We start from the raw sequence: 21229 nt of genomic DNA, 5'->3' as shown, positions 1-21229 counted from the left end.
CCCCTTTTACTGTAAGTTAATTAGAAGATTGCCGGAACATATAACGGCACATTTGAACGAGATGAAATCATATCTAGGTATGCTTGCATCTGTTCGCTTAAGTTAAGTTCACCCACCATGGTGAGGTTTCTTAACTCTGCAAATGCTACAACATCATCAATATCTAGGTTTCTGTTTCCGCTGATGAAGGCCTCCTGCATGAGAGCCTGTTCAAGCTCATCAACTACTTCTTTCACCCTCGGAATATACTGAGGGGTGTTCTCAATGGCTTGCTCAAGTGTCTGACCAAATGCCTCTTCTCGCGATGTTCGAAACATCATTAGTGCCTCTTTAGATGACAGCTCCGGTAGATTCATCAACGGCATGCGCGGATAAGAAAGTGGTGCTTTGGCCTGCTGAAGCTTTGCCAACAGCTCCACTACTTTTTTCGAAGGCTCGTAGCTACAAAAGAGTGGTGTCCCGATACTGTCAAGTTTACGGAAGATATCTAAGCTCTCTGTCATAATGGTTAAGTCACCATTTCCCGGGGCAGATTCCTCAAGAATAGGCACACTGAACTTTTCGAGTTTCCCTTCAACCGACTCAGGAAGTTGACCTAAAACCATTGGATTAATCTGACAATCTAGACCTTTCAGTCCAATTAAAACTTTAACGCGCACACAGTAAGGACAGCTATCAAATACGTGTAGTTTCATTTTATCCCCCATGGATGATTGCAAATGACATCTTCTGAATGTAAGTCGGAAGATCCTGGTAGTTTTTCCAGTCTTGGTATTTAGGCATTTTTAGTGTTTGGCTCATTTCCAGAATACGTGGTATTAAACCAGCAGGATTGGTGCGAAGTTGTGCCTGAATTTCCGGCATCACTAAGTCATATAGATCATTGTAGAAATCTTTAGTGGCCAATAACGGCACAAGATCCAAACGTTGAGAATGCACATTAATGGCGTAATTCAGATCCATATCTGCGATTCTGTTTAAAAGAGCCCGGCTGCCTAACATATTGGTATCGGTTAAAAACACACCCGGATTAAGCCCTTTGTCAACGTACATATCTGCTGTTAAAACGACTTTTTCTTTCGGCAGATAAATAACCGCGACGGCTAGCCCATCAGCAGCTCCGTAATGTTTCAGCTCAACAGTTGTTGTCCCCATATCAATCGTCATCGACTTATCGAATGTCTTATGAATCATATCCGGAACCACATCCAACGGATCCAGCCCTTCGTATTCCAGAATGTTTCTTTGTGCGATGATTTCAGCATCAGGGAACACTTCCGTACCACCAACATGGTCAAAATGTTCATGTGAAAACACGATTTTCTTAATCGGTTTATCCGTTAATTTTGCAATTTCTTCTTTTAACACTTTAGCGCGAAAGCTATTAGCGGTGTCCGTAATTAAAACATCTTGATCACCTATCACCACCAGGCTGTTGTAGTTAAACATGCTGACAGAATAAACGTTTTCCGCCAGTTCTTTTACTGTCGCACCACCTCCACCTTTTGCCAGTACCGGAGTACTGAGAGGAATAGATGCAATAATGACTAGTGCCATATTTTTGAAAATATTCATAATGTAACCTCATTTGTTGAGCGTTTAGTTACCGTGCCTGTAGGATCCGTAACGATGACACCTTTATTAGCCGAGTGTTTAACGTGGTTCCCTATAAGAGTGGTTGGACAGTTATTCTTGAAAGCACCTTCATTTACTACTTTTCACTTGCTACACAAGAGTGGGATACTGGAAAGATAATTTATATACTTATTCCAAACAATTGCTCAATTAGTAACTTCTATATATACGGAAAGTATCGAATGGATAAATTTAAAAATATGCAGCTCTTCTGCTCGGTAGTAGAAAAAGGGAGCTTTGCGAAAGCTGCGAAAGCTGCTGGTGTCACCCCCGCAATCGTTGGACGGCGCATTGCCGATTTGGAGAATTCATTAGGCTTTGTTCTTTTAAATCGTACAACGCGAAGTATGCAGCTCACTCCGGGCGGCAAAACTTATTACAAAGGAGCTAAACGTATTGTCGCTGATATTGAACAGTTTGAGGAATCACTGTGCAGTGACTATCTGAGTAACCCCTCGGGTATGATACGGTTATCTGCCCCAGATGGACTGAGTACATTTCTTATTAAAGCAATGCAGGTCTTTCGCAATAGTTATCCAAATATTCGGTTTGACCTTGAACTGAATAACAATCAGGTTGATTTAGCGTCTGAGGAGATTGATCTTAGCTTTCGTTTTTCTTTTGATCTACAAGATTCAAGCTATGTCGCTACCAAACTAAGTACAACCACATTTGGGATGTACGCTTCTCCGGATTATCTCTCTAACCGAGGTATTCCTGCCAAATTGGGTGATCTTGAAGAACACAACTGCCTGCATATGGGAACAAGCCGCTATGGTGATGCATGGAATCTGCAGGTAGAAGGTAAGAATATTACCTACCGACAGCCATGGGCAATGGTGACTTCTAATACTGGTAGCTTAATTCAGGCTCTAGTAAGTGGAATGGGAATAGGCGTATTACCTACCGTATTTGTCCGAACACACATAGAACAAGGCGCTTTAGTAGAATTGCCACCACTGGCCACATTTCCTGAAGTCGGGGTTTACGCTATGTACCCCACCCGAAAGCACCTACCTTATCGTTTAAGTTTGTTTCTCAATTTTCTAAAAGAGTGGTTCCATGGAAATGTTCCTTAGGTTAAAGAGGGTTGTTTGAAAAACTGTTAGACGCCAAGCACGTTACTACCGGGCGTCTGGCATATTCGATATTATATGTATATTTAGAAGATACATTATGCTCATTTATTAAACTAACTCCGAACGTATACTTGAACGTAAATGTTAAAGATACGAACCTTCATAGCTCAGTCAATCCACTGCCTTTAGAAAGTATCCAATAATATTTGACTCTGTATATTGAGTGCCAACTGACTAATCAGAGTCCAAAAATCTCTTGATTCATGCAGAAACGCTGAGTTAATAAATTTAGGTCATAACTAACTGGAGATAGCAAAATGAAAAAGGCTATAAACCCTCTCTTACTCATCGCCACTCTTTTTTCCGGAACTTCCGCAATAGCAGCAGATTTTGACCCGGCAACACCTATGATGACAAAGCTGAAAGATGGCGTATATCAGTACTTTCAGTTCTACACTAACAGCCTTATCGTGGTAAGTGATGAAGGCGTTCTGGTCGTTGATCCGGTAAACGAAAAACGTGCTGCTGATATGCGAAAAGAAATCAGAAAAATAACCGATCTTCCGGTAACCAAAGTAGTGTATACCCACGATCACTTTGACCACACTCGCGGAGGCCAGATTTTTAAAGAAGAAGGCGCCGAGTTTATTGCCAATGAAAAATGTGCTGATCTTCTAGGCCGAGACCCGGAAAACCGAGTCGTACAGCCAGATGTCTACTATAAAGGTGACTCATATCGTGTAGAAATGGGAGACATCAATGTCGACCTTCACTACTTAGGCCCAAATGAAAGTTTCTGTATGAGTACCATTCATATACCAGATAACGGCGGGCTATTGTTTGCGGCTGACTGGCACCTACCGGGCTTTATGCTGGACTATCGCCGTCAATACGCGCGCAATATGTTAGGCCAGCTAAGCACTTTTAAAAATGTAAAAGCAAAAGGTTGGGAATTTGACACAGTGGTCAGTGCTCATTCTCCACAATCTTCACCTGAAGCTTTTGACGAAGATTACCGTTTCCATCAGGCGCTGTTCGATGAAGTATCAAAAGGTTTAAGAGAAGGGAAAAACGTCGACGAGTTAAGAAAAGCCATCAAACTTCCTGAGTTCAGTCACTGGAGAGGTTATAAAGAGAATTTAGCCGATAACGTTGACCGTATGGCTTACTCTATCTGGCACGGTAACTAATAAGACATAAAGCAAAGTCTATTGTTATGGCCGAGGCAAATACCCGCTTCGGCCGTAAGTTGTTATTACAAGTCCACAAAGCAAAATTCCGCTGCCTTTCTCAGTTCTTCTTGACTCATATAAGGCTCTGTTGCTTAAATCGAGTTCAAGGCACAATGCTTCCAAAATGACTAAGTTTCAAACAATATCCCGAGTTTGAGGCAAATCTAGGCTAGTGAGTTTGTTCAACGTTTTGATCATCGTGTAAGTCTCCCCATCTTGAGCATTGCAGTTTCGCAGTTTAATGACGCGCCAAAGGGTTGCTTCACTCGGTGCATAGCCAACTCAGACGGTGAACGTTTGTGGTAGCCGTATTCCTGTTTCCATTTCTTGTTTGAACGGTAAAGTTTCTGGCTGCCTACAGCTAGGTTCCCAGGGGTCCTTTCTCCCAAAATGGGATATCAAAGGCGAGGCCTTCTTACGACCAAAAGCTTGAAAACACTCTCTCGTACCATAAGTACCATTACCTGATATTGCTTTGATGGTGCGCCGTCTTTGCTGCAGAAGTTTTGGGCAGCACTTCACCATTTGTGAAACCAGATAAACTCAACTCCGTAATGATGATTTCATGAGTGGAGGTATCGACGGCTGGGTGTAGTGTTGTGCCCCGAGTATAGGGTTTTAATGAGACCTCAATATCCTTCACTCGGCGGTTGAGGCATGTATAGTGTGGGCATACTAATGGAAAATCGACTAACCTAAACACCGAGTTCATAAAGCCCTGAAGTGCTCTTAAAGGCATCAAGTGTACACGAAGAGCCTTGGTGATAGCGAGATCACTACCGTGCTTTCCTTGCTTCCAGTCTCTTATCGTTTCCTCGTCGATCCAAAATGTGAGCGAGCCTGTGTTAATCAACGAATTATTGTACTAGCGCCAGTTTTTGGTTTTGAAGTAGGGTTTAGGCATGAAACGATGTTAACGAGTAGTTTTCACTGGTTTGATCGTAATGTCTTGATTTAGTTCACTCTACTGTATAACTACACCCCAATTACATACAAACTACAAGGTTATTGTTTGTTGGTATTAAAATCATTTAAATCAGGTGATTAGATAGGGCTTTCGGATTTTCAAAGCCCTAGAAAAGGTGAAACCCCGATGTTGGTAGCATCGGGGTTTCGAATTTTTTAAGAATTCTTGGTTGGTAAAGCCGAGAATCTTTTTATGCAAAAGGTTTGGATTTGATCCGAATAATTCCTTGGTAGGGAATTAGATGCGGATGAAGTCCATGTGCTCAACTTTTGGCTTGAACGCGTGACGTTGAACGTCTTGTGGCTTAACCTTAACTTCTGCGCCGTCGATCACTAGAGTGATGCCTTCGTAGAATGCTGGCTTGTCCATTTGGTTGATCACGTCATCGTGGTTTAGAGCGATAGAAACAGGTGCTGCTTCACCACCGTAAACGATTGCTGGGAATTGGCCAGCGTGACGTAGGCGGCGGCTCGCACCCTTACCTAGTTCAGTACGTACTACTGCTTCGAATTTCATAGTATTTACTCTCAAAATAGTAAAATTAAAGTAACTGTTTTGACGTAGCGACCTAGTCAAAACTATAGCCGTTCCGAAGTATCGAATCGATACATTCAAAACGAGCGCGGATACTAACATTCAAATCTAGGCGGAGCAATAGCAAATCGCTTATAACGTTACAATTTTTACTCTTTTGCACGTTGCAGTTTAAGAACTGCTCGTAAACCGCCCAATTTGCTCGATTCCAAAGCTAAATCACCTCGATAGCTATGCGCCATCTCATTGACTATATTAAGCCCTAAACCGGTACCGGGAGTCGTTTCATCTAGGCGAACTCCACGTTTCAGCACTTCTTTTAGCTTCTCTTGAGGTATACCGGGACCATCATCTTCGACGATGATAGCGATCTCGTGATTATCGAGCAGTTCGGAATATACGCGGATGAAGCTGTTACCCCATTTGTAGGCATTTTCTAGTAGGTTACCAAGCATCTCGTCGAGGTCCGCTTTTTCTACGGCGACGTATTGATCGGTATCCAGTTCGCTCACCAAAGCGATATCGCGCTGAGCGTAAACCTTATCGAAAGCCAATGAAATAGCATCGACGCGTTCACTCGGTGATGACTTAACCGAGAGAATATTCATTGCGCCTGCCATTCGAGTTCGACCCAAATGGTAATCGATATGTGCTTGAATCTGCTCTATCGAGGGTTGTAGCCTCTGTCGGTCTTGCTCTGAAAGTTGGTGTAACTCATTCTTTAACACCGAGAGCGGTGTTTTGAGTGCGTGCGATAGGTTACCTGCGTGATTACGTGCGCGCGCTAATAACTCTTGATAGTGGAACAATAGGGCATTGAGATCGCTTACGAGTGGGGCAATTTCTTTTGGATATTGTTCGTCCAGTGTTTGTTGCTCACCCGTTTTTAATAGTTTCAGTTCTTTCTGCATCTTCCCTAAAGGTCTGAGTGACCAGCTGACTTGAACCACCACTAAAGTCAGAATACCAATGGAAAGAACACCTAAGATCAACCAAAGTTGGCCTGTCAGCAAATTTAGGGTGTCATCGATACGATCTTCATCTTGGCCAATAATGATTGTGACGCCGTCACTTATGTCAGGTAAGAAGACGGTTCGCTTTATGGCAATAAGTTTCTCGTCTTTGGCACCGAAGTAAGTCGCTTTGTGTTTCTCATTCTTAATTCGAATGGTGCGGTCCCATAATGAGCGAGAGCGGAGTTTGTCTGAGCCACTGTCGACGCTCCAGTACAGACCACTGTATGGCTGATTAAAGCGTGGGTCTGAAAGACGAGTTTGTAGAACCAGTTGTCCTTGTTTATTCACTTCTAGATTAGCGGCGATTTCATCCATAGTCAGTCCAAGCTTAGTTTCTAAGTCTTGACTAAGGTAATCTCGAACTAGACCGGGAATGAGAATACCGGCGGCGATCATCATGGCTGACAACCACAAGGTGGCTGCCAGCAATAATCGCGTTTTTAGACTGAGTCGCTTGAACTCTGTTTTGAGCCGAGTCGCGCTAATATCAGGCATTAAGTTGATACCCTAAGCCACGTACGGTTTTGATAATTTTAGGAGCAATTTTTTTACGGATTCTACCGATGAACACTTCAATTGTGTTGGAGTCTCTATCAAAGTCTTGTTTGTAGATATGCTCGACTAACTCAGTACGAGAAATGACCTTGTCGGCATTATGCATAAAGTAAGCAACGACCTTATATTCCAGTGCGGTTAAGCTTACTGCATTACCTTGCCACATTACTTTTGAAGTTCGTGTATCTAAGCTTAAGTCACCGACTTGCATCAGCGGGGAAGCGTTGCCAGAAGCGCGTCGTAGCTGCGCTCGGATACGTGCAATAAGCTCAATCATTTCAAATGGCTTGGTAAGGTAATCATCTGCACCAGCATTTAGGCCCTCAACGCGCTGACTTAAGGTGTCACGTGCGCTGAGAATGACGACTGGTGTGTTAATGTTTTCGTCTCGAATGCCTTTAAGTACCGTCAAACCATCAATCTTAGGAAGTCCTAAGTCCAAAACAATGACATCCCACTCTTCTGACGTAGCGCGGTAAAGCGCATCGATACCGTCTTGGGCAAGTTCAGGCACCCAACCTGCGCTTTCTAGAGTTTCTAATATTTGTTCACCCAGTCTTGGGTCATCTTCCACGACAAGAATTTTCATTATTGTTCTCTATTTTATTTTCTTATGACTCTTTGAAGATTATGGCCTTTGATTTCCATCATCTCCAGTGTGGTGGCGTTATATTCGACTTTAATAACATCTTGTTCATGAAGCAATTTTAGCTCGTAAATCCACTCATCGTCGTCTTCTTCTAGTTCGACTTTGATCACTCGACCATTGAGGTCGCGTTCTACCGTCGCAAACAACTCAGAAAACGGTTTGATAAGCCCTTGCTGTACAGCGTCATAGACCTCGTCTTGGTCCTCTTCAAACTCAATGCGGGCACCATCCGGTTGCACATCCTGCACGAGGTCGTGACCACTTGGCTTGCTTGAGTCTGAGAAAAATTCGGCATGGGCGCTAAGCGGTACTGCCAATAATAGGGAGAGCGAGACGATGGATATTGTCTGTTTGGTTTTATTAAGCATGGCGGAGACCCAATATTTTCAACATAGTTAAAATATACATTTGTAAACATGAATGAAAGCTGAACAGTGATTAGTTCAGTTCGTCGTCAAAAACTTTGTCTCTCATTTTCCAAAATCGACCACTTTTTCTGGCTATGACGAACGCGGGCAATCGGAAACGATGTTGATTGTTCACGACTTTTGTTGGCGAAGTGGCATCAAACTCACGATGCTTGTCGGCCAAATGTGGGCGTACAAACTTAGCGAGAAACGATTCTTTCTGCTTTTTGGTATTTAATGACCAAAACTCGCTGACTTGGGCATCGTTCTCTCCAATATAGTTAACTCTTAGACTGTTTTTACCTTTTTCATCTTTATGAACGACAAGGTTCATGTCGGTGCATTCGAAGACGAGCGCATCTTTGAGGTTAAGGGCTTCTTTAAGTTTTTTATCTGGGTCTACCAAAGTGGCGTCGCATTCGTGGCAGATTCGCGCAGCGATATCGTTATCTGCGCCGCATTCAGAGCAGTATTTGGCTCTAAAGCGATAGTCACAGTGTTCACGTTCTCCGGTTTCTTCGTCGGTGAAATAGCCCTGACATTTGCGACCAAAGTGCTCAATTAAAAAACCATTGGCATCGAGTTTACCCCAGAAGTCATTATTGAACCCGCACGCAGGGCAGGGGATGGTGATAATTTCGGAATCGGAATCAGGTTTAGGGTTACCGACTTCAGGTTGATACAAATCGTACGTGTTACCCGCATAGTCAAGAACGAGACACTCTGACTTGCCCTCTGACAATCGTAAACCACGGCCAACGATTTGCTGATATAAACTGATGGATTCGGTTGGGCGAAGAATTGCAATCAGGTCAACATGGGGCGCATCGAATCCAGTAGTTAAAACCGAAACGTTAACCAAGAACTTGATCTTACGATTTTTGAAATCACTGATGATAGCGTCGCGTTCAGGTGTTGGTGTATCACCAATGACAATTTGGCTGTTTTCATTCGGTAGCAGCGACAGTATTTCCTGCGCATGACGAACCGTCGCAGCGAAAATCATGACACCTAGTTTGTCTTCACTATAGCGTTTTATTTGCTCCACAATTTGCGGTGTTGCGCGCTTTGATTGCTCAATAACAAGATCCATTTCAGATTCTTTGTATTTACCCATACTGGTAGGTTTGAGCTGAGAAAAGTCGTAACTAAGGACTGGAGCGTCGATGAGTTTCGCAGGTGTTAAAAAGCCCTCATCGAGCAAGTATTGGATAGGAAGCTCGAAGATACAATCTTTAAAGAAACGAGCTTCGTCGCTGCGAACCAGTCCTTTGGTGTGATATTGATAGATCCAGCCAACGCCAAGACGATAGGGGGTTGCGGTTAAACCAAGGATCTTAATTCCAGGATTAATCTCGCATAGGTGGCTGATCACTTTTTGATAGCTTGATGTTTTGGTTTCTGGTACGCGGTGACATTCGTCGATAACAAGCAGTGAAAATTGATTGGCAAATGCATCCAAGTTTCTCACTACTGATTGAACGGAGGCGAACACCACTTGCTCAGATGTCTCTTTTCTACCTAAGCCGGCAGAGAAAACAGAGCCTTTGAGTCCATAGCCTTCGTATTTTGCGTGATTTTGTTCTACGAGCTCTTTAACGTGCGCTAGAACCAAAACACGACCTCGCGCTAGCCTTGCAAGTTCGGCAATAACTAAGCTTTTTCCAGCCCCAGTGGGCAATACGATCACCGCTGGGGTATCGTTTTTGCGGAAATAGTGGATAACAGCTTTAACAGAATCGGCTTGGTAGGGGCGAAGCGTGTACATACGGCTCAGTTTTACTCTACATTTCAAAAAACCGCTCTATAATACCTCACGAAATGAAAACGAGGTATTCATGCGTTTAGATAAGTTTTTGTGTGACGCTTTAGGCGCAACACGTAAAGAAGCAACAAAAATCATTAAATCCGGTGATGTTACCGTTGACGGCGTAGTACAAAAGAGCGGTGCATTTAAAGTCACTGAGGATAACAGTGTCGAATGGCAAGATAGAGAGGTCCGCATGCAGGGGCCGCGCTATATCATGCTATTCAAACCAGATGGCTTTGTTTGTTCTCATGAAGATGGCTTTAATCACACTGCGTTTGTGTTGCTCGATGAGGTCAAAATGGAGAACCTTCATTTTGCAGGTCGCTTAGATGTTGATACGACAGGTTTGGTGTTAATTACAGACGATGGTCAATGGTCTCATCGAATTACCTCACCGAAACATAAATGTGCAAAAACTTATCGCGTATGGTTAGCAGACCCTGTGCAAGATAATTACATCAAGGCATTCGAAGAAGGCATTGAGCTGAGAAATGAGAAAGCGCCAACTCTGCCAGCACAACTCGAAATTATTGATGAAACAGAAGTGTTATTAACCATTCACGAAGGCAAATATCACCAAGTCAAGCGTATGTTTGCGGCGCTAGGTAATAAAGTTGAAGGTCTACATCGTGAAAGCGTCGGTGACATTGTTCTTGATGAAATGCTTGAGCCAGGAGAGTATCGATATCTCACTCAAGAAGAAATTGACTCTGTCTGGAAAAAGTAATACTAATAAACTGTTTTGATAGATAAAACGTCTACTCGTCCAGAGTAAAAGTAATACCCGTAATGAGTCATTACTCTCGAACTCTGAGAGCCTTCCTTATATTACGGTTACCCCGAAGATAGCGCTCTGTTGTTGCGCTATCTCACATCACTCAATGGGATAAATTGAGTCTAGGTTGTTTATTTGTTGGCACGGATCGCACACAAATAAAGATTTCATTAGGAGCGATATGAGTTCTAAGCCAGTATCGCAGCCCGACATACCTCAACTAGGTTTAGTTCTTTTCCTAGTTCTCGGAGCTATAGGCGCGTTAACGCCTCTTGCTATCGATATGTACTTGCCCGCGATGCCAACTATCGCACAAGATTTAGGGGTAACAGCCGGGGCTGTTCAGATTACATTAACGGTATACACTGCCGGATTTGCTATCGGCCAACTTTTACATGGTCCTCTCGCTGATAGTTTTGGTCGCCGGCCGATCCTGCTATTTGGTGTGTTCTTTTTTGGTGTTGCTTCAGCGATATCAGCCACCGCGACAACCATTGAATCTTTAACTTATATTCGTACTGCCCAAGGCTTTGCGGGTGCAGCGGCAGCGGTCATTATCCAAGCAGTGGTTCGCGACATGTTCGATAAGGAAGATTTCGCGCGTACCATGTCTTTTGTCACCTTGGTCATTACCTTGGCTCCGTTAGTTGCGCCTATGATAGGGGGCCATTTGGCGGTCTGGTTTGGGTGGCGTTCGATATTTTGGGTGCTGACAGCATTTTCTGTAGTGGTAATAGCAGCGGTACTTTGGAAAATTCCGGAGACTTTAGCGCCAGAAAACAGACAGCCACTTCGTTTTCGAACCACGATCAGAAATTACCTGAGGTTGTGCAAGAATCCGGTCGCGATGGGACTGATGTTCTCTGGAGCGTTTTCGTTCGCTGGTATGTTTGCCTTTCTTACCGCGGGCTCGTTTGTCTATATTGATATCTATGGTGTGACGCCAGATCAGTTTGGATATCTGTTTGGCCTGAACATTGTCACAATGATCATCATGACCAGTATTAATGGCCGTATGGTGAAGAAAGTTGGCTTACATGGCATGCTTCGTTTTGGGCTAAGCATTCAGCTGTTCGCAGGTCTAGGACTGTTAGCGAGTGGTATTCTAGATCTTGGGATTTGGGGTACGGTTCCTTTCGTTATGCTATTTATTGGTACGCTGTCGACCATCGGTAGTAATTCAATGGGCTTGTTGTTAAGCGGTTATCCAACGATGGCGGGCACGGCTTCCTCACTTGCAGGAACATTGCGATTTGGCACTGGCTCAGTCATTGGGGCGATTGTGGCAATGCTTCCGGGTGGAACAGTTTGGCCTATGATTGCATTAATGGCTATTTGTTCGGTATTATCCGCCGCCTTATATTGGACGTTTGGGAAAAAAGCATAATGTCTGACTACTATTCAGAGATCCAAAAAATCGTAAACAGTGCACTAGAAGAATTGGCGAATGAGCATGCTTCAGGCAAGTTGATTAATTCTCCAGTGACTAACAATCACTTTCTTGTTCGATGGGTAACAAAAGCGATAAAAACTCAGCGTTTTGGGAAAACGACCAGTGCTAACCTAATTCAATGGCAGAAATCTGGGCGTTCCAAGGGTAATGATTCAATGCTTGAACCTTTGTTTAAGCGCATTTCTGCTTACTATGCTGAGTTTTTTTCTGGTGACGTACAGCCAGTAACTGATGCAAAGATTGAACAGTTTATTGAAGATATGGAAGAGGCGGGTTGGGGTGTCTGCACCTCAGAGATTCTGACTGATGGCAGTAAAGTTCAATTCTTCACCGATGGTCATAACTCTTTCGCACTGTGCGCGAATCAATGTGACGACTGCTTTGATGCAGAAAACCTGGTGAAGCCGATGAGTTGGTTTGTACGTGGTAATCATACGGAGTTTGTGACTAAAGCGTACGAGGCTGGCTTTATGCTCCACAAACGCACTGATTACAAATCGAAAGTAAAGTATCACGGCGAATATCTTATTTATCCAATGAACAAAGGGACTCAGCTAGCTGAAATCCCTCTGTCATTTAAAGCTTAAGTTAAAGCTTAGTGGTATGAGAGCATAATTGTCGCAAAGCATAGAGGTTGAAGTATTTGTAACGACTAGGCTTTGCGACAGATCGCCCTTACCATTCCTTTAAAAATGAACAAGTGTGCAGGCATCATTGCAAACCAATAAAGCAGCCCTTTGAATCCTTGCGGGTGCCACCACGCAGTCACGTTGATTTCTCTTTTGTCGCCATGATCAGTAATGGTGAATTCCAGTCGCCCCAGTCCAGGGCCTTTCATTCCGAATAATAGTGACAGAAAATGCGGCTTGTCACATCGAATGACTTTCCATGAATCGATAAAGTCACCCACTTTTAATTCTGGTCCTGCAGGTGAGCGCCTTATTGGTCTTCCTGCACCAAACAGTACATCTAACCATTCTCGAGTGCGCCACAGTGTGTTAGCAAAGAAATAGCCTTCTTTAGGACTGCCGATTTGTTTGACGACCTCCCAAAGCTGCTCAGTGGATTTATCAGTGAAATAGCTGGCCCCAGTCTTCTTTGGGTAATAGCCAAATCCTGCTTGCCATCGCGTTAATGCCGCAGGGTCGTAGCCCCAAACATTGCTACGAACAAAGGTACCTTCTTTTTCTATGGTCTCTGAGACTGAGTCAGAGTAGGAAACCATATCTTGTGGGTAACGAGCTCTGATTGCTTGAGAATCGGCGATAAAGTCATGCTCTAGCCCCGCCAATAGTGCTTTGCCAATGCTTGAAGGAACCGAAGTTACAACACCGAGCCAGTATGAGGCGAGTTTAGGTGTGAGAAGTCGCGTTGACCAGAGTCGTAGTGGTTTGTTTATTTTGCTGCAAATAACGGCGAACTGCTCGCGGTAAGACAAGGTATCGGGGCCACCAACCTCATAAATAATTGAATCGGGTGATGTCTCTTTAGCCAGTTCGATTAGGTAATAATTGAGGTTTTGTAAAGCAATAGGATTCGCTTTGGAGTCCACCCATTTGGGGGCGATTAAGATAGGTAGGTTATAGACGAAATCCCTCATGATTTCGTAAGCGGCAGAGCCGGGGCCTATAATAACACCTGCACGCAGTTCGGTAATTGGCACTTTACTGGTACGAAGAAGCTTGCCGGTTGCTTTTCTGGCTGCAAGGTGCTCGGAATTACCAGTTTGAGGTTGAATTGCGCTGAGATAGATGACGTGTTCAACATGACCAATATCGAGCGCATCTTTGAAGTTTTGAGCAAGAGAGAGCTCGTAGTCCAAAAAGTCATGGCCATGAGCCATACCATGTACCAAGAAATAAACGATATCGAACTTAGGAATGAGTGCCATTGTGGCGTCTCGATTAGCGAGATCAAGATACTCAAACTTAAGCATCGAGTGGGGGACGACACGGCTTTTTAGGTAGTCTATTTGACGAGCCGCTGCTGTTACTTCGTAGCCTTGGTCCAGTAGGATAGGAATGAGCTGAGAACCGACATAACCCGACGCCCCTAATACCAATACGCGCTTCATATTCCGTTATCTCTCTTAATTGTTATCTCTATAAAATTTAACACATTTTTCTAGTTTATCTTCATTTGTTTACAATACATGATGGCTAATTAGGGTGTTTTCACGCGTATATGTTCCAAATTCCAATTCTTTTAAAAAACGATATCTTGAATCGAAATTGAGCTAAACCGACTCAATGTAGGGGCTTTATGGCCAAATTTGCTTCCTAGAACTGCAAATTTAGTGTAGATTCACACTCCAAATTTACCAGTGATTGAAGAGATTGAATGCTTAAGTTGTCAGACCTTTGTAAAGGCTATATTGACGGTGGAGAATTCCATCCTGTATTGCAAAGTGCAGAGCTAACACTGTCGCAAGGTGAACAACTGGCATTGATGGGTGAAAGTGGCTCGGGTAAGAGTACACTACTTAACTTAATCGCTGGCATCGATAAGGTCGATTCTGGGGAAATCTGGTACCCCGATTTTGCTATGCATGACGCAAAAGAAAGTCTTAGAACGGCTTATCGAAGAAATAACATTGGTCATATCTTTCAGCAGTTCAATTTGCTACCAACTCTTAATATTGCCGACAATATTCGATTCTGCAGACAGATTAAAGGACTGCCAGAAGATCGAGGGCTTTGGCGTCAGATTTTATCCGCTTTAGATTTAATGGCGTTGCTTGGTCGTTATCCAGAAGAGCTTTCTGGGGGGCAACAGCAGCGTGCGGCTATTGCTCGCGCGCTCTATATGGAGCCAAAAATCCTGCTAGCCGACGAGCCAACGGGTAGCTTGGATGAGCGTAACGCTGAAGCGGTAATGCGACTTCTTACTTCACTCACAAGACATCTAGAGTGTACCTTGCTTGTCGTCACCCACAGTGAAAAAGTCGCTTCTCACATGGACGGTTCTATCCGCCTTCAAGGGGGGCAACTTCATGTTATGGCCCGTAGTTAAAGCACTACTTGGCCATTATCGTCGCCACCCGCTACAAATACTTCTCGTCTGGCTTGGTTTAACGCTTGGTGTATCGTTATTAGTTGGCGTTACGGCTATAAATCACCACGCTAAACAGGCTTACGCAAGCGGTGAAAAACTTTTCGCTAATCCCGTTCCATACCGCATTCGTCCTAAGCACGCAGAAACCAAAATTCCGCAAGGCTTCTATATCCAACTGCGCCGCGAAGGGTTCAAACAATGTGTTCCTTTTGATATTCAAAAAGTAACTACAGTCGATGGTTTGGAACTTAACCTAGTTGGTGTAGATCCAATTTCTTTATTGCAGCTGCGTAATGTTGTCACTATTGGCGATATCGCATCGCAAGATATGATTAAAGTCCCAACGACAATTATTGTGAGTCATGATCTTGCCGAGCTTAAAGGCTGGCAAAATGGCGATACGTTGACGCTCAATAACGGAATTCAGTTAGGCCCTATCAAGATTGATTCGAAGAAAGGCATTCGCGGCACGCGTATCTTAGCGGATATGTCTTTAGTCCGTGCGATGAAAAAATCGTCTGGGTTGTCTGTAATTGCTTGTGGTGAGATGAGCGCAGCCAAACTTGAGAATCTTCGTAAGATGATTCCAAATGGTATGACGTTATCACGCAGCTCACAATCAGAACTGGAGTCGCTCACTAAAGCATTCCACACCAACTTGTCTGCGATGAGTATGCTGTCTTTCGTTGTTGGCCTGTTTATCTTCTATCAAGCGATGTCGTTGTCTTTAGCTCAGCGTCAGCCTTTGGTTGGTAGTCTGCGCCAAGTCGGTGTCTCGGGGTGGCAGTTGACTCAAGCCTTGTGTCTTGAACTGGCGGCTTTAGTGTTCTTGAGCTGGCTTGGTGGCAACCTGTTTGGTTTAGCATTGGCAAATCAGTTGATTCCAGCAGTCTCACAGAGCTTGAATGATCTTTATGATGCGAACATTGGTTTGAGCATTGAGTGGAGTTGGCAGTGGAGCTTATATAGCTTCTTATTGGCGTTCACAGGTGCTGTGGTCTCGTGCGGCTGGCCGTTAGTCCGACTTTTGAAATCTCAACCTATTCGACTTTCTGCTCGTCTATCGTTAATGCGATTTACCGGAGCAGAGTTTACATGGCAAGCGTTTGTAGCATGTGGATTTTGTGTGGCTGCAGTCGCTATTTATCAAGCACCTAAGTCGCAGAACTCAGGTTATGCCATCATTGTATTGATGTTGCTAAGTGTCGCATTGATTACGCCGTTTATTACTTGGAAAATCTTCACGTTATTCTCGTACTCTCTCCGCTGGGTAAAAGTCCGTTGGTTCTTTGCGGATGCAGCTGCCAGTATGAGCTACCGCGGTGTTGCCAATATGGCTTTCATGTTAGCTATGGCTGCTAATATGGGGGTTGAGACTATGGTTGGTAGTTTTAGAGATACTACTGACCGATGGTTAACCCAAAGGCTTGCGGCCGATATTTACGTTTATCCAACTAACAATAATGCAGTTCGCATGAGTAAATGGTTGGAAGCTCAACCCGAAGTTGATCGCGTCTGGTGGCGCTGGGAAGAGGAGATCCCGACAGATCATGGAATGATGCAAGTGGTTAGTACGGGTGACTCAGAAGGTGAACGCGACGCGTTAACTGTTAAAATTGCTGTTCCTAACTATTGGTATAATCTTCACCACTCTCGCAGTGTCATGATCAGCGAATCTATGGCACTTAAGTTGGATATTCGTCCGGGCGATTATGTCGATTTAGGTCCGCCACTGGGTGGGAACTGGCACGTGATTGGTGTCTACTATGATTACGGAAACCCTTATCATCAAGTATTGTTATCGCAAAATCGTTGGCTAGCCAACTTAGAAGGTTCTGGTGATGTGGCGTTAGGAGCGGTACTGAATGATAAGTCTCAATCGTTGTTTGTCGAAAGACGCCTGCAATCGACATTTAGGTTAAACAGTGAACGGATTTACGACAACACGTCTATTCACGCTAAAGCGATGACTACCTTTGATCGTACTTTTGCGATTGCTGACACCCTGGGCAATATCACCTTGGTGATTGCCGTGTTTGGTATCTTCTTTGCAACAATAGCAGGGGAAATCTCTAGACAACGCCATACCTCGTTGCTGCGCTGTCTGGGTATTTCCGCAAAAGAGCTGGTGTTAATGGGTGGCTTACAGTTGCTGGTGTTTGGGCTTATCTCTGCCATTATTGCTATGCCGCTTGGTATTGCACTGGCGCAACTGATTGTGGATATTGTGATCAAGCAGTCGTTCGGTTGGTCTTTACAACTGCAGATTGTCCCATGGCAGTATCTCACCACATGTTTGTGGTCTCTGTTGGCCTTGGTAGTTGCAGGAGCGCTACCAGTGCTGAAGTTGATACGTAATACACCGATTCATTCGTTAAGGGATGCGTTATAGATGAATCGTATGCAGAAGCTTATTTTCTCATGTTTGCTGGTAGTGGTGGTCGCTAGCACATCAATTTGGCTAACGGAATCACGCGAGTCAAAGCCCAGTGTGACTAAAGCGACCTATATCAATACTGTATTTGGTTCTCCAGGTCGTAAGGTTTTTGAACCCGTTTTACCCGACCGAGAGGTTGAGCTACCAAGAGACTTCCGTTTTCATCCTGAATTCCAACATGAATGGTGGCAAATGGTGGTGCAGCTGAAAGACGAATCCGGTCAGGCATACTGGCTAAGATGGCGCTTTTTTCGCTATGCCAGCGATGACCGTATTGCAACGGGTTGGCAAGATCCACAGATCTACATCGCAAATTTAGTGATGAATAGCCATTTAGGAATGTTTACCGATCAGCGCATCGCTCGTGGTGGTATCGGTCAGGCGGGAGGTCTTAGCCGTCCATTTCGCGTTTGGATTGATGAGTGGTCTTGGCGTTCTCTGTCTAATCAGCCACTGCCTGGGAATCTGCGCTTATCCAGCGATAACTTCAGTGTGAATCTTCAGTTAAAACAAACCGGGCCATATGCTCTTATTGGCGAAAATGGCTACCACGCCAAACATGATCTACTCCCTCGCGCATCTTATACTTTTGAATCGCCGTTTGTTGCATCAACAGGAGAGTTGACCCTATCAGATGGTAAGGTGCTGAAAGTGACAGGCCGCGCTTGGTTAAGTAAAGAGTGGGGTAGTGAGCTTGTTGGTGCAAATTATGTCGGCGAAGATAACTTTCTTCTTTGGCTGAGCGATACTGAAGCGCTACAGGTGAGCCAATATCGTTACAAAGACAATATGCCCTATACCACGGCTGCTTTGATTGATATTAAAGGTAACATCATTAACATCCCATCGGAGGACATCATACTTAAGGCACTCAACTATACGGAATTTGCGTCAGGAACTCGTGTGCCTCTATCCTGGAATCTACAAATCCCCAGCCAAAATATCGACTTGGTTATTAATGCTCGTAAGCGAGATAACTGGGTGAATTTCGTCGTACCACAATGGCAAGGGTCAGTCACGGCCAAAGGTTCAGATTCTGCCATTGGCTTTATGCAACTTAGTGGTTATTAGGTAAGAAAAACCTTTTTGTTGTTATATAGTTACAAGTAACAATCTGTTACTAATTCTCTTCTGCCTTCAACTCTCAAATGATATTGACTACAGCTAAGTGATTGAATTTATCAATGACTAGCTGCTCATCTATGCACTATACTTCTATCTAACACGGCCATTACTTGTGAGGATATCTCGAACGGTTTAGTTTTATATTTCGGAAATTCCTTAGTATAAACTCCGTAGAATCGATTTTTTCTGAAAATTAACTAGATATACAATTTTTAACATTCTGACAAGATGAATAACTATTAAGGGCTTTACAACATGAATGACGTCATTCGTAATTTTTTCAAGATGGAGTCAGCTGGAGGTATCATCCTCGTTATTGCTGCTGCGATCGCTATGTTCGTCGCAAACTCTCCATTGAACGAAATGTATCAAGGCGTGCTTCATACCTACGTGTTTGGTCTGTCTATCTCACACTGGATCAACGATGGTTTGATGGCGATCTTCTTCTTCCTGATCGGTTTGGAAGTAAAACGTGAGTTACTCGAAGGTGCATTGAAGTCTAGAGAGACTGCTATCTTCCCTGCGATTGCCGCAGTCGGTGGCATGTTAGCTCCAGCACTTATTTATGTACTGTTTAACATGGGTGATCCTGAAGCTATGAGTGGCTGGGCAATCCCAGCAGCAACGGATATCGCGTTTGCTTTAGGTATTATGGCGTTGTTGGGTAAGCGTGTCCCTGTAGCTCTGAAAGTATTCCTACTCGCACTTGCTATCATTGATGACTTAGGCGTTATCGTTATTATTGCGTTGTTTTATAGCAGCGATCTGTCTACGTTGGCGTTAACTATTGGCTTCATAATGACCGCTGTGTTGTTCATGTTGAACGCGAAGAAGGTGACAAGCATACCTGTTTACCTCTTGGTTGGTGCGGTTCTTTGGGTGAGTGTATTGGCCTCTGGAGTGCACGCAACCTTAGCTGGTGTGGTATTAGGCTTTGCTATTCCTCTTAAAGGTAATGAAGGTGAAAAGTCACCGCTGAAACATATAGAACATGCGCTTCATCCATACGTCGCATTCTTGATTCTACCTATCTTCGCGTTTGCCAATGCAGGCATTTCGTTGGAAGGCGTATCAATGTCGGGTCTAACGTCGATGTTGCCACTTGGTATTGCAGTAGGTCTCTTGGTTGGTAAACCACTAGGTATCTTCAGCTTTAGTTGGTTAGCAGTGAAACTTGGTGTGGCAAAACTGCCTGATGGTGTGGACTTTAAGCAGGTGTTTGCGGTGTCTGTTTTGTGTGGTATTGGCTTCACCATGTCGATTTTCATATCATCTCTGGCGTTTACTGGAGTGAGCCCCGAGTTTGATACATACGCTAGATTGGGCATTTTGATGGGCTCAACAACAGCAGCTGTTCTTGGCTATATATTGCTTAACTTTTCGCTTCCTAAAGAAGAGGCGCCAGAACCGAAGGTTCAATACTAACTGCCAGAAACCATGATTACACAAACCCAGCTTAGGCTGGGTTTTTTTATGTTTGAAAAACGGATAAAAAAAGCCCAAACCAATGTTGGTTTGGGCGGATACAAAAAATAGGAGTTAATAAGAAAAAGCAGCATATGTCATCAACAATAACAATGGAAATCAGTGTCATGTCGGTAAAACAAGTCATTGTTGATAACACTTAAATAGACCCGATAACGATGAGTTAGTTCATTAAAAAAACACGTTTTTTTGAGAAAATTTTCAAAGTTTAATGAAAACAGGTGGTTATAAACCTTGTCCGACCAGTCTTGCGTATTTATTAAAAAGTTTGATGTTAATCACTTGTTATCTTGCTGTTGCGAGAGTATATTCAAACATGTGTTTGATACGGATGATTGAAATGACCAATAGAGTAACTACCAAGGATAAGATTCTCGATGTCGCAGAGATACTGTTCGCTGAGCATGGATTCAACGATACCTCTCTACGAACTATCACTAGCAAGGCTAACGTGAATTTAGCCTCCGTGAACTATCATTTTGGCGATAAAAAAACTCTGGTTCGAGCAGTACTTAATCGTTATCTAGAAGCGTTTATGCCAGCTGTAGAAGCGGCGCTCTACGAACTGAATGAGCGTGAGCACTACACAATGGCCGATGTATTTGGTGCGCTGAAGTCGCCTTTGCTTAGCTTGAATCAAGTGAAGCCGGGAGGAGCGAGCCGATTCATGTCGCTAGTTGGACGTGGCTATACCGATGTTCAAGGCCACCTGCGCTGGTTTATCACTACTCGATACACCGAAGCGTTAGCGATGTTCACTCAATCCGTGATGAAAGCGAATCCAAAGTTAGATGCGGAAACCCTGTTTTGGCGTTTGCACCTAACACTGGGTACATGCGTATTCACTATGGCATCGAGTCAAGCGTTGTCAGAAATTGCTTTGAGTTCCTTTGATAAAGAAGTAGACGCGGAAGCAATCATCAACCAAATAATTCCCTATCTCGCTGCAGGTGTAGCGGCGGAATAATGACTACCAAGCTAAAACCTTAATCAAACTAATAACCCAAATAATAACA

Annotated in this window: 18 protein-coding genes and 1 pseudogene; 10 read left to right on the top strand and 9 right to left on the bottom strand. The window is 43.9% G+C overall.

Translation table 11 applies throughout. From position 1 onward, the window contains the following. Positions 1–20: 20 nt before the first annotated feature. Together grxB and MMA19_RS08735 are read right to left on the bottom strand one after the other, a co-directional pair. On the bottom strand, positions 21–695 hold the full coding sequence (grxB, locus tag MMA19_RS08740; RefSeq protein WP_240205998.1) for a glutaredoxin 2: 675 nt from the start codon (positions 693–695) through the stop codon (positions 21–23). Position 696: 1 nt separating this feature from the next. Continuing rightward, positions 697–1575: an MBL fold metallo-hydrolase gene (locus tag MMA19_RS08735; RefSeq protein WP_240205997.1), complete on the bottom strand. Its 879-nt coding sequence runs from the start codon at positions 1573–1575 to the stop codon at positions 697–699. Positions 1576–1817: 242 nt separating this feature from the next. Here MMA19_RS08735 and MMA19_RS08730 point away from each other — a divergent pair, with 242 nt between their 5' ends. Continuing rightward, a complete protein-coding gene (locus MMA19_RS08730; RefSeq protein ID WP_240205996.1) occupies positions 1818–2714 on the top strand; it encodes a LysR family transcriptional regulator in 897 nt (298 codons plus the stop codon). A 317-nt stretch (positions 2715–3031) separates the two neighbouring features. Beyond that, on the top strand, positions 3032–3904 hold the full coding sequence (locus tag MMA19_RS08725) for an MBL fold metallo-hydrolase (RefSeq protein ID WP_240205995.1): 873 nt from the start codon (positions 3032–3034) through the stop codon (positions 3902–3904). A gap of 177 nt (positions 3905–4081) precedes the next feature. Here MMA19_RS08725 and MMA19_RS08720 read toward each other — a convergent pair. The 6 genes and pseudogenes from MMA19_RS08720 to MMA19_RS08695 all read right to left on the bottom strand — a co-directional run bounded on the left by MMA19_RS08720 (position 4082) and on the right by MMA19_RS08695 (position 9842). After that, positions 4082–4799, bottom strand: a pseudogene (locus MMA19_RS08720) (transposase). Positions 4800–5150: 351 nt separating this feature from the next. Further along, positions 5151–5429 (bottom strand): 50S ribosomal protein L25, encoded by a 279-nt coding sequence (gene rplY, locus MMA19_RS08715; protein WP_006071740.1) that lies wholly within the window; start codon positions 5427–5429, stop codon positions 5151–5153. A gap of 167 nt (positions 5430–5596) precedes the next feature. After that, on the bottom strand, positions 5597–6958 hold the full coding sequence (locus MMA19_RS08710) for an ATP-binding protein (protein WP_051868327.1): 1362 nt from the start codon (positions 6956–6958) through the stop codon (positions 5597–5599). Next, on the bottom strand, positions 6951–7607 hold the full coding sequence (locus MMA19_RS08705; RefSeq protein ID WP_240205994.1) for a response regulator transcription factor: 657 nt from the start codon (positions 7605–7607) through the stop codon (positions 6951–6953). The genes MMA19_RS08710 and MMA19_RS08705 overlap by 8 nt, the downstream gene beginning before the upstream one ends. 14 nt (positions 7608–7621) lie before the next feature. Continuing rightward, complete coding sequence (locus MMA19_RS08700; protein WP_031497177.1) at positions 7622–8035, bottom strand: hypothetical protein; 414 nt, start codon at positions 8033–8035, stop codon at positions 7622–7624. Between the two features lie 70 nt (positions 8036–8105). Further along, the gene (locus MMA19_RS08695) at positions 8106–9842 is read right to left on the bottom strand and encodes a DEAD/DEAH box helicase (protein ID WP_240206177.1); all 1737 of its coding nucleotides are present in this window, start codon (positions 9840–9842) and stop codon (positions 8106–8108) included. Positions 9843–9912: 70 nt separating this feature from the next. On the opposite strand from MMA19_RS08695, the gene rsuA reads away from it, so the two are divergent. The 3 genes from rsuA to MMA19_RS08680 all read left to right on the top strand — a co-directional run bounded on the left by rsuA (position 9913) and on the right by MMA19_RS08680 (position 12699). Continuing rightward, positions 9913–10611: a 16S rRNA pseudouridine(516) synthase RsuA gene (gene rsuA, locus MMA19_RS08690; RefSeq protein ID WP_240205993.1), complete on the top strand. Its 699-nt coding sequence runs from the start codon at positions 9913–9915 to the stop codon at positions 10609–10611. A 229-nt stretch (positions 10612–10840) separates the two neighbouring features. Further along, positions 10841–12046 (top strand): Bcr/CflA family multidrug efflux MFS transporter, encoded by a 1206-nt coding sequence (locus MMA19_RS08685; protein ID WP_031495648.1) that lies wholly within the window; start codon positions 10841–10843, stop codon positions 12044–12046. Further along, the gene (locus MMA19_RS08680) at positions 12046–12699 is read left to right on the top strand and encodes a DUF2913 family protein (RefSeq protein ID WP_240205992.1); all 654 of its coding nucleotides are present in this window, start codon (positions 12046–12048) and stop codon (positions 12697–12699) included. The genes MMA19_RS08685 and MMA19_RS08680 overlap by 1 nt, the downstream gene beginning before the upstream one ends. Positions 12700–12764: 65 nt before the next feature. On the opposite strand, the gene MMA19_RS08675 is transcribed toward MMA19_RS08680, so the two are convergent. Beyond that, positions 12765–14186, bottom strand: a complete 1422-nt coding sequence (locus MMA19_RS08675; protein WP_240205991.1) for a DUF2867 domain-containing protein — start codon at positions 14184–14186, stop codon at positions 12765–12767. A gap of 266 nt (positions 14187–14452) precedes the next feature. Between MMA19_RS08675 and MMA19_RS08670 the strand changes: the two genes are divergently transcribed. The 5 genes from MMA19_RS08670 (at position 14453) to MMA19_RS08650 (ending at position 21180) form a co-directional block, all read left to right on the top strand. Continuing rightward, positions 14453–15124 (top strand): ABC transporter ATP-binding protein, encoded by a 672-nt coding sequence (locus tag MMA19_RS08670; RefSeq protein WP_006074745.1) that lies wholly within the window; start codon positions 14453–14455, stop codon positions 15122–15124. Continuing rightward, the gene (locus MMA19_RS08665) at positions 15105–17558 is read left to right on the top strand and encodes an ABC transporter permease (protein ID WP_006074744.1); all 2454 of its coding nucleotides are present in this window, start codon (positions 15105–15107) and stop codon (positions 17556–17558) included. The genes MMA19_RS08670 and MMA19_RS08665 overlap by 20 nt, the downstream gene beginning before the upstream one ends. Then, a complete protein-coding gene (locus MMA19_RS08660; protein WP_006074743.1) occupies positions 17559–18674 on the top strand; it encodes a lipocalin-like domain-containing protein in 1116 nt (371 codons plus the stop codon). It abuts the gene before it with no gap. Between the two features lie 309 nt (positions 18675–18983). Beyond that, positions 18984–20153, top strand: a complete 1170-nt coding sequence (gene nhaA / locus MMA19_RS08655; protein WP_240205990.1) for a Na+/H+ antiporter NhaA — start codon at positions 18984–18986, stop codon at positions 20151–20153. A gap of 391 nt (positions 20154–20544) precedes the next feature. Then, complete coding sequence (locus MMA19_RS08650) at positions 20545–21180, top strand: TetR/AcrR family transcriptional regulator (RefSeq protein ID WP_081411584.1); 636 nt, start codon at positions 20545–20547, stop codon at positions 21178–21180. Positions 21181–21229: the final 49 nt, after the last annotated feature.

Source organism: Vibrio sp. CyArs1, assembly GCF_022432925.1.
GTDB classification, from domain to species: domain Bacteria; phylum Pseudomonadota; class Gammaproteobacteria; order Enterobacterales; family Vibrionaceae; genus Vibrio; species Vibrio mediterranei.
The sequence above is the reverse complement of the archived record's forward strand: the minus strand, read 5'-3'. Positions and strand labels throughout refer to the sequence as shown.